Here is a 6,819-nt window from a genome sequence, read left to right as displayed (position 1 = left end):
GTCGTGTGTTTCTTGCCGGAGGTAGAGCACTGGATAGGCGATGGGCCCTACCGGGTTACTGACCTTAGCCAAACTCCGAATGCCGGTAAGTGAGAGCGCGGCAGTGAGACTGTGGGGGATAAGCTCCATGGTCGAGAGGGAAACAGCCCAGAGCATCGACTAAGGCCCCTAAGCGTACGCTAAGTGGGAAAGGATGTGGAGTCGCAGAGACAACCAGGAGGTTGGCTTAGAAGCAGCCACCCTTGAAAGAGTGCGTAATAGCTCACTGGTCTAGTGATTCCGCGCCGACAATGTAGCGGGGCTCAAGCGTACCGCCGAAGTCGTGTCATTGCGATATGTACCCCCAACGGGGATCGTGATGGGTAGGGGAGCGTCGTCTGCCGGGTGAAGCAGCCGCGTAAGCGAGTTGTGGACGGTTGACGAGTGAGAATGCAGGCATGAGTAGCGATTCACACGTGAGAAACGTGTGCGCCGATTGACTAAGGGTTCCTGGGTCAAGCTGATCTGCCCAGGGTAAGTCGGGACCTAAGGCGAGGCCGACAGGCGTAGTCGATGGATAACCGGTTGATATTCCGGTACCCGCTGTGGAGCGTCAAACATCGAATCCAGTGATGCTAAGCCCGTGAAGCCGCCGGCTGAGTCTTCGGACGAGGTCGGAGTGGTGGAGCCGGTGACCCGAGACTGGTAGTAGGTGAGTGATGGGGTGACGCAGGAAGGTAGTCCATCCCGGGCGGTGGTTGTCCCGGGGTAAGGGTGTAGCCCGAGTGGTAGGCAAATCCGCCACTCATCAGGGGTGAGACCTGATGCCGAGCCGATTGTGGTGAAGTGGATGATCCTATGCTGTCGAGAAAAGCCTCTAGCGAGTTTCATGGCGGCCCGTACCCTAAACCGACTCAGGTGGTCAGGTAGAGAATACCGAGGCGTTCGGGTGAACTATGGTTAAGGAACTCGGCAAAATGCCCCCGTAACTTCGGGAGAAGGGGGGCCACACCTGGTGAGGGGCTTTACGCTCTGAGCTGGGGGTGGCCGCAGAGACCAGCGAGAAGCGACTGTTTACTAAAAACACAGGTCCGTGCGAAGCCGTAAGGCGATGTATACGGACTGACGCCTGCCCGGTGCTGGAACGTTAAGGGGACCGGTTAGCTCACTTTCGGGTGGGCGAAGCTGAGAACTTAAGCGCCAGTAAACGGCGGTGGTAACTATAACCATCCTAAGGTAGCGAAATTCCTTGTCGGGTAAGTTCCGACCTGCACGAATGGCGTAACGACTTCTCGACTGTCTCAACCATAGGCCCGGTGAAATTGCACTACGAGTAAAGATGCTCGTTTCGCGCAGCAGGACGGAAAGACCCCGGGACCTTTACTACAGTTTGATATTGGTGTTCGGTTCGGCTTGTGTAGGATAGCTGGGAGACTGTGAAGCCTGGACGCCAGTTCGGGTGGAGTCGTCGTTGAAATACCAGTCTGGTCGTGCTGGATGTCTAACCTGGGTCCGTGATCCGGATCAGGGACAGTGTCTGATGGGTAGTTTAACTGGGGCGGTTGCCTCCTAAAGGGTAACGGAGGCGCCCAAAGGTTCCCTCAGCCTGGTTGGCAATCAGGTGTTGAGTGTAAGTGCACAAGGGAGCTTGACTGTGAGACCGACGGGTCGAGCAGGGACGAAAGTCGGGACTAGTGATCCGGCGGTGGCTTGTGGAAGCGCCGTCGCTCAACGGATAAAAGGTACCCCGGGGATAACAGGCTGATCTTCCCCAAGAGTCCATATCGACGGGATGGTTTGGCACCTCGATGTCGGCTCGTCGCATCCTGGGGCTGGAGTCGGTCCCAAGGGTTGGGCTGTTCGCCCATTAAAGCGGTACGCGAGCTGGGTTTAGAACGTCGTGAGACAGTTCGGTCCCTATCCGCTGTGCGCGTAGGAGTCTTGAGAAGGGCTGTCCCTAGTACGAGAGGACCGGGACGGACGAACCTCTGGTGTGCCAGTTGTTCTGCCAAGGGCATGGCTGGTTGGCTACGTTCGGGAGGGATAACCGCTGAAAGCATCTAAGCGGGAAGCCTGCTTCGAGATGAGGACTCCCACCCACTTGATGGGGTAAGGCTCCCAGTAGACGACTGGGTTGATAGGCCGGATATGGAAGCACGGTAACGTGTGGAGTTGACCGGTACTAATAGGCCGAGGGCTTGTCCTCAGTTGCTCGCGTCCACTGTGTTAGTTCTGAGACAACGACCGTTGTCGGCTTTGAGCAGAACACATACAACAGAAGAGTGTGCTTGTTCGCTCGAAACCATTAGGGTTTCGGTGGTCATAGCGTAGGGGAAACGCCCGGTTACATTCCGAACCCGGAAGCTAAGCCTTACAGCGCCGATGGTACTGCAGGGGGGACCCTGTGGGAGAGTAGGACGCCGCCGAACAATTTTTGGAAGGACCCCTGGTCGCCAGCGTTCAGCTGGGGCCAGGGGTCCTTTTTGTATTTATGCTTGCAGTACCCGAGACAGGAGTCACCCATGTCCACCAACTCTCCCGACGACCGACCGGAGCGCGATCAGCGGCGACGGGACAGTGGTGACCGCTCGGACCGCGGGGACCGTGGCGGCCAGCGCGGCGGCCCCCGGCGCGGCAACGACCGCGACCGTGGTTTCCGCAGGGACGGCGATCGTCCTCCCTTCCGTCGTGATGACCGCGACCGGGACTTCCGCCGTGACGACCGCGACCGCAGCGGTGGCCGGCCCGAGCGTGGCGGCTTCCGTGGGCGCGACGACAGCCGTGGGGGCGAGCGCGGAGGGTACCGAGGGCGGGACGACCGCAGGGACGACCGGCGCGATGATCGTCGTGATGACCGGCGCGATGATCGTCGTGATGACCGGGACCGTGGTGGTTACCGCGGCCGTGACGACAACCGCGGTGACCGTGGTGGTTTCCGTCGTGATGACAATCGCGGCGACCGTGGCGGTTTCCGCCGTGACGATCGTCCCGAGCGCGGCGACCGCGACCGCGACCGCGGCGGTTTCCGCCGCGACGACGACCGTGGGTATGGCCGACGGGACGACCGCAGGGACGACCGCAGGGACGACCGCAGGGATGACCGGCGGGACGACCGCAGGGACGACCGGCGCGATGATCGTCGTGATGACCGGGACCGTGGTGGTTACCGCGGCCGTGACGACAACCGCGGTGACCGTGGTGGTTTCCGTCGTGATGACAATCGCGGCGACCGTGGCGGTTTCCGCCGTGACGACCGTCCCGAGCGCGGCGACCGCGACCGCGACCGCGGCGGTTTCCGCCGCGACGACGACCGTGGGTATGGCCGACGGGACGACCGCCCCGAGCGCGGCGACCGGGGTGGTTTCCGGCGCGGCGGCGACAGCCGTACCGACTCCCGCGGTGACCGCGACTCGCGTGGTGGCGGCTTCCGGCGGGACGACCGGGACCGGGACCGTGGCGGCTTCCGTGGCCGCGACGACCGGGGCCGGGGGCCGCGGCGCGACGACCGGGGCGGCCGTCCCGGTGGATTCCGTGGGCGCGACGACCGTCAGGGCGGTGGCGGCCGGTTCCGCGACGAGCGGGACCGTGACCGCGAGCCCATCAAGCGGCTGCCGATCCCCGAGGACGTCACCGGCGAGGAGATCGACAAGGACGTCCGGCAGGAGCTGCAGAGCCTGCCCAAGACGCTCGCCGAAGACGTCGCCAAGAACCTGGTGATGGTCGCCCGGCTCATCGACGAGGACCCCGAGGGCGCTTACGCCTACTCCCGCATCGCTCTGCGTCTCGCCTCGCGCGTGGCCGCCGTGCGGGAGGCCGCCGGGTTCGCCGCGTACGCGACGCAGAAGTACGGCGAGGCGCTCGCCGAGTTCCGGGCCGCGCGGCGGATGACCGGGACCGTGGAGCTGTGGCCGCTGATGGCGGACTGCGAGCGCGGGCTCGGACGGCCGGAGAAGGCGCTGGACATGGCCGGCGCCCCCGAGGTGCAGAAGCTGGACAAGGCCGGTCAGGTCGAGATGCGTCTCGTCGCGGCCGGCGCCCGGCGTGACATGGGCCAGCTGGACGCGGCCATCGTCACCCTGCAGAGCTCCGAGCTGGCGTCGAACTCCGTGCAGCCGTGGACCGCGCGTCTGCGGTACGCGTACGCCGACGCGCTGCTCGCGGCCGGCCGTGAGGGCGAGGCGCGCGAGTGGTTCGCCAAGGCCGTCGAGGCCGACCGGGACGGCAGCACGGACGCCTCCGACCGGCTGGCCGAGCTGGACGGCGTGGAGTTCATGGACGCCCTCGTCGAGGACGAGGACGAGAGCGCCACCGGCCGTGACGAGCAGGGCGCGCGGGACGACGACAAGGACTGACGTCCGTGCGGTACGGCGCGGATGAAGAGGGGCGGGCCCCGGCACGCAGCCGGGGCCCGCCCCTCTTCGCGTTTCCGGGCGCCTCAGAGGTCCAGGGCGCGCAGCACCAGACCCGACGCCGGCTTCGGGCCGAACGACGTCGACTTGCGGGGCATCGTCACCCCCTGGCGGGCCAGGTCGCGGACCACGTCCTCGTGGACGGGGTGCATCAGCACCGCCGTCCCGCCGTCCCGCCGGGCCTTGTCCACCGTGGCCGCCGTGTCGTGGATGTACGCGATGTGGGCGGGGTCGTCGGGGACGCGCCAGACGTGGTCGAGGAGCGTGGCGTGCAGGACCGTCGCGTCGAGGGAGCGCCAGGCCTCCGGGCGGTCCGCCGGCACCGTGCGGTCCAGCAGCGCGGGGTCGGGCCGGTCGACGAGGTGGAAGGCGCCGTCGTCCCCGGTGAGGAGGAAGGCGTTGCCCTCCGCCGCCGCCTCGGCCAGAGCGTCCATCGCCTTCGGCAGCGGTCCGTCCAGGCGGCGGACACGGAAGGAGCCGTCGAGCGTTTCCAGGGCCTCGGCGACCGGCAGGTGGTGCAGCAGGCGGTGGATGGCGCGGACCCGCAGCGGGTAGCGGGCGGTGTCGACCAGGAGGATCAGGCCGTGGTCCCAGGGGCCGGGGGAGGGGTGCTCCGCGCGCAGCCGGCGGTAGGTCGCCCAGCGGTGGTGGCCGTCGGCGATCAGGGCCTGATGGCCGGAGAGCTCACCGCGGATCACCGCCAGGTCGGCGGGGTCGGTGACGGACCACAGGCGGTGGTGGACGCCGTCCTCGGTGGTGGTCGCCAGGAGCGGCGGCTGTCCGGCCGTGCGCTCGATCAGAGCGGCCGTCGCGGTGGCCGTGCCGTCGCCCCGGTAGGTGAGCAGCAGTGGTTCGAGGTTCGCGCTGGTGGCCCGCATCAGGTCCGCGCGGTCCGCGACGATGTGCGGCATGACGTCCTCGTGCGGCAGCACCAGCCGCTCCTCCGGGTCGGAGACGCGCAGTGCGCCGATCACGCCCCGCTGCACCAGGCCGTCGCCGTCGCGCTGCTCGTAGACGTACAGGGCGGGTTCCGGGTCGGCGGTGAGGACGCCCTCGGCGCGCCAGCGGCGGAGCGTCCCGGCGGCCTGGGCGTTGCGCTCCGCGGGCGTGGCGGCCTCGGGCAGGATCAGGCGGACGATGTTGTACGGGTCGGCGGACTGGAGGTGGTGCAGGCCGTCGGGGCGGACCACGACGTCGTAGGGCGGGGATGTCACGGCGGCCAGGCTGCCGACCCGGTCGGGGTCGTACCGGAGGCCGCGGAACGGGGTGAGTTCCAGCCCTCGGGGCGCCGTTGCCTTCGAGTGACCTGCAGTGTTCATCCCGGCATCGTACGGGTGCCGGCCGCATGGGGGATGATCGGGGGAAAGCCGTCGAACGAGGAGCGATGCGGAATGAGCCGGAGCGTCAGGACGAGGCCCGAGGGCAGTGGGCAGGCCCTGAGCGAGGCGTACGACACGGCGCTGCTCGACCTCGACGGAGTGGTGTACGCGGGCGGCGACGCCATCGAACACGCGGTCCCCTCCCTCGCCGCGGCCCGCGACGGCGGCATGCGTCTCGCCTACGTGACCAACAACGCGCTGCGCACGCCCGACGCCGTCGCCGCGCACCTGACCGAGCTGGGCGTACCGGCCGGGGCCGGTGACGTGATCACCTCCGCGCAGGCGGTGGCGCGGCTCGTCGCCGACCAGGTGCCGCAGGGCTCGCGGGTGCTGGTGGTGGGCGGCGAGGGCCTGCGGGTGGCGCTGCGGGAGCGCGGTCTTGTGCCGGTGGAGTCGGCGGACGACGACCCGGTGGCGGTCGTGCAGGGGTACGGCGGTCCGGAGCTGCCGTGGGGCCGGTTCGCCGAGGCGAGCTACGCCGTGGCGCGCGGAGTGCCGTGGTTCGCGTCCAACACCGACCTGACGATCCCCAGCGGCCGGGGCATCGCGCCCGGCAACGGCGCGGCGGTCGAGGTCGTACGGATCGCCACCGGCGCCGAGCCGCAGGTGGCGGGCAAGCCGCTGCCGCCGATGCACCGCGAGACGGTCCTGCGTACGGGCGCCGAGCGGCCGCTGGTGGTGGGGGACCGGCTGGACACGGACATCGAGGGGGCGTTCAACGGCGGGGTGGACTCGCTGCTGGTGCTCACCGGGGTGACCGACGGAGCGCGGCTCCTCGCGGCGCCGCCGCACCACCGGCCGACGTACGTGGACGCCGATCTGCGGGGGCTGCTCACCGGTCAGCCCGAGGTCGTCGAGGCCGGCGGCGGGTTCCGGTGCGGCGGCTGGACGGCGGCGGTCGTCGCCGGGCGGCTGGAGCTGGACGGGGACGGCGTCCCCGTGGACGGGCTGCGGGCGCTGTGCGCGGCGGCCTGGACGGCGGCGGGCGACGAGGCGTGCGCTGTGGACCCGGGGAAGGCGCTGGCGCGGCTGGGGCTGTGACGGCCCTGACG

The 6,819-nt window shown here is 68.3% G+C and carries 4 protein-coding genes and 2 rRNA genes (1 of these 6 running past the window's edge); 5 read left to right on the top strand and 1 reads right to left on the bottom strand.

The window, feature by feature from the left end; all coding sequences use genetic code 11:
* The 4 genes from ACWH4W_RS28235 to ACWH4W_RS28220 form a co-directional block, all read left to right on the top strand.
* Positions 1-2,185, top strand: a 23S ribosomal RNA gene (locus tag ACWH4W_RS28235) (it extends 942 nt beyond the left edge of the window).
* Between the two features lie 106 nt (positions 2,186-2,291).
* Positions 2,292-2,408, top strand: a 5S ribosomal RNA gene (gene rrf, locus ACWH4W_RS28230).
* A gap of 286 nt (positions 2,409-2,694) precedes the next feature.
* Complete coding sequence (locus ACWH4W_RS28225) at positions 2,695-3,696, top strand: hypothetical protein (protein WP_473079305.1); 1,002 nt, start codon at positions 2,695-2,697, stop codon at positions 3,694-3,696.
* Positions 3,588-4,331, top strand: coding sequence for a tetratricopeptide repeat protein (locus ACWH4W_RS28220; protein WP_473079281.1), 744 nt, complete (start codon positions 3,588-3,590; stop codon positions 4,329-4,331). The genes ACWH4W_RS28225 and ACWH4W_RS28220 overlap by 109 nt, the downstream gene beginning before the upstream one ends.
* A gap of 83 nt (positions 4,332-4,414) precedes the next feature.
* Here ACWH4W_RS28220 and ACWH4W_RS28215 read toward each other — a convergent pair whose 3' ends face one another.
* A complete protein-coding gene (locus ACWH4W_RS28215) occupies positions 4,415-5,707 on the bottom strand; it encodes a DUF1015 family protein (protein WP_473078636.1) in 1,293 nt (430 codons plus the stop codon).
* A gap of 72 nt (positions 5,708-5,779) precedes the next feature.
* Between ACWH4W_RS28215 and ACWH4W_RS28210 the strand changes: the two genes are divergently transcribed.
* Complete coding sequence (locus ACWH4W_RS28210; RefSeq protein ID WP_473078635.1) at positions 5,780-6,808, top strand: HAD-IIA family hydrolase; 1,029 nt, start codon at positions 5,780-5,782, stop codon at positions 6,806-6,808.
* Positions 6,809-6,819: the final 11 nt, after the last annotated feature.

The organism is Streptomyces sp. DSM 120436, assembly GCF_055778765.1.
Note: the sequence above shows the minus strand (reverse complement) of the source record. Positions and strands in the feature narration are given on the sequence as shown.

What these genes read in the sequence shown, in the direction of transcription:
- ACWH4W_RS28210 (WP_473078635.1), top strand. Translation starts at nt 5,780, where the DNA reads ATGAGCCGGAGCGTCAGGACGAGGCCCGAGGGCAGTGGGCAGGCCCTG.
- ACWH4W_RS28215 (WP_473078636.1), bottom strand. Translation starts at nt 5,707, where the DNA reads ATGAACACTGCAGGTCACTCGAAGGCAACGGCGCCCCGAGGGCTGGAA.